This is a genomic window from Microtetraspora malaysiensis (assembly GCF_001528665.1).
Taxonomy (GTDB): domain Bacteria; phylum Actinomycetota; class Actinomycetes; order Streptosporangiales; family Streptosporangiaceae; genus Microtetraspora_A; species Microtetraspora_A malaysiensis.
The window spans coordinates 1030-3534 of record NZ_BBYJ01000052.1; the positions used below are offsets into that span (position 1 = coordinate 1030).

Annotated in this window: 1 rRNA gene (only partly in view); it reads right to left on the bottom strand. The window is 56.3% G+C overall.

The features are described 5' to 3' along the window. Nucleotides 1–2439 (bottom strand): 23S ribosomal RNA (locus AWQ71_RS39700); it reaches 985 nt to the left of the window's first position. Nucleotides 2440–2505: the final 66 nt, after the last annotated feature.

The following is a 2505-nucleotide window of genomic DNA, read 5'->3' on the forward strand; positions in this document are numbered from 1 at the left end:
AGACACTGTCCCCCACCCGGATACACGGGCGCGGGTTAGACGTTCAAAACGACCAGAGTGGTATTTCACCAATGACTCCACCCCAACTAGCGTCGAGGCTTCCCAGTCTCCCACCTATCCTACACAAGACGCTCCAAACGCCAATGTCAAGCTGTAGTGAAGGTCCCGGGGTCTTTCCGTCCTGCTGCGCGTAACGAGCATCTTTACTCGTAGTGCAATTTCACCGGGTCTGCGGTTGAGACAGCGGGGAAGTCGTTACGCCATTCGTGCAGGTCGGAACTTACCCGACAAGGAATTTCGCTACCTTAGGATGGTTATAGTTACCACCGCCGTTTACCGGCGCTTAAGTTCTCAGCTTCGCATACCCGAAGGCACACTAACCGGTCCCCTTAACGTTCCGGCACCGGGCAGGCGTCAGTCCGTATACATCGTCTTACGACTTCGCACGGACCTGTGTTTTTAGTAAACAGTCGCTTCCCCCTGGCCACTGCGGCCTCCACCAGCTTCGGAGGAAAACTCCTACACCAACAGAGGCCCCCCTTCTCCCGAAGTTACGGGGGCAATTTGCCGAGTTCCTTAACCACAGTTCACCCGAACGCCTTAGTATTCTCTACCTGACCACCTGAGTCGGTTTCGGGTACGGGCCGCTACGACACTCACTAGAGGCTTTTCTCGGCAGCATAGGATCACCCACTTCACCACAATCGGCTCGGCATCACATCTCAGGCTACATGGCAGACGGATTTGCCTATCTGCCGCCCTACATGCTTACCCCGGGAACAACCATCGCCCGGGATGGGCTACCTTCCTGCGTCACCCCATCGCTTACCTACTACCAGATCAGGCCAGGCGTTCACCCTCACCACCATCCCGAAGGACAGCAGGGGCTAAGGACCCTTAGTATCACTGGATTCGATATGGGCGCATCACAGCGGGTACGGGAATATCAACCCGTTATCCATCGACTACGCCTGTCGGCCTCGCCTTAGGCCCCGACTTACCCTGGGCGGATTAGCCTAGCCCAGGAACCCTTGGTCATCCGGCGCAGAAGTTTCTCACTTCTGATTCGCTACTCATGCCTGCATTCTCACTCGCACAACCTCCACGGCTGGATCACTCCGCCGCTTCACCGGTCGCACGACGCTCCCCTACCCACCCACACAAACGTGTGAGTGCCACGACTTCGGCGGTGTACTTGAGCCCCGCTACATTATCGGCGCGGAATCACTTGACCAGTGAGCTATTACGCACTCTTTCAAGGGTGGCTGCTTCTAAGCCAACCTCCTGGTTGTCACAGCAACTCCACATCCTTTCCCACTTAGCACACGCTTAGGGGCCTTAGTCGGTGATCTGGGCTGTTTCCCTCTCGACTACGAACCTTATCGCCCGCAGTCTCACTGCCACGCTCTCACTTACCGGCATTCGGAGTTTGGCTGACGTCAGTAACCTTGTCGGGCCCATCGGCCATCCAGTGCTCTACCTCCGGCAAGAAACACGCAACGCTGCACCTAAATGCATTTCGGGGAGAACCAGCTATCACGGAGTTTGATTGGCCTTTCACCCCTACACACAGGTCATCCCCCAGGTTTTCAACCCTGGTGGGTTCGGTCCTCCACGCAGTCTTACCCACGCTTCAACCTGCCCATGCGTAGATCACTCCGCTTCGGGTCTACAGCATGCGACTCAAACGCCCTATTCAGACTCGCTTTCGCTACGGCTCCCCCACACGGGTTAACCTCGCCACACACCATAACTCGCAGGCTCATTCTTCAAAAGGCACGCAGTCACATCACAGACGCCCAAAGACGCCTACGCTCCTACGGCTTGTAGGCACACGGTTTCAGGTACTATTTCACGACCCCTCACCGGGGCGCTTTTCACCTTTCCCTCACGGTACTCGTTCACTATCGGTCACCAGGGAGTATTTAGGCTTACCAGGTGGTCCTGGCAGATTCACACAGGATTTCTCGGGCCCCGTGCTACTTGGGATCCCCTCAAGAAGCCCGCAAAATTTCGTCTACCCGGCTCTCACGGTCTACGGCGCCCCTTCCCAGAGGCTTCGACTATCCCACGGGTTTATCACTTCTCGCAGTCTCGGCAGAAACTACTAGAGGGTCCCACAACCCCGCACACGCAACGCCTGCCGGCTATCACACATGCACGGTTTAGCCTCATCCGCTTTCGCTCACCACTACTCACGGAATCACTCTTGTTTTCTCTTCCTACGGGTACTGAGATGTTTCACTTCCCCGCGTTACCACCAACCGCCCTATACATTCAGGCGGAGGCAACACCACATAACTGGTGCTAGGTTTCCCCATTCGGACATCCCCGGATCAACGTCTGGTTGGCGACTCCCCGAGGCTTAACGCAGCCTCCCACGTCCTTCATCGGCTCCTGATGCCAAGGCATCCACCGTGTGCCCTAAAAAACTTGGCCACAAAAGATGCTCGCGTCCACTATGCAATTCACAAACAACAAACAGCCAACCGAATCAAACCCGCC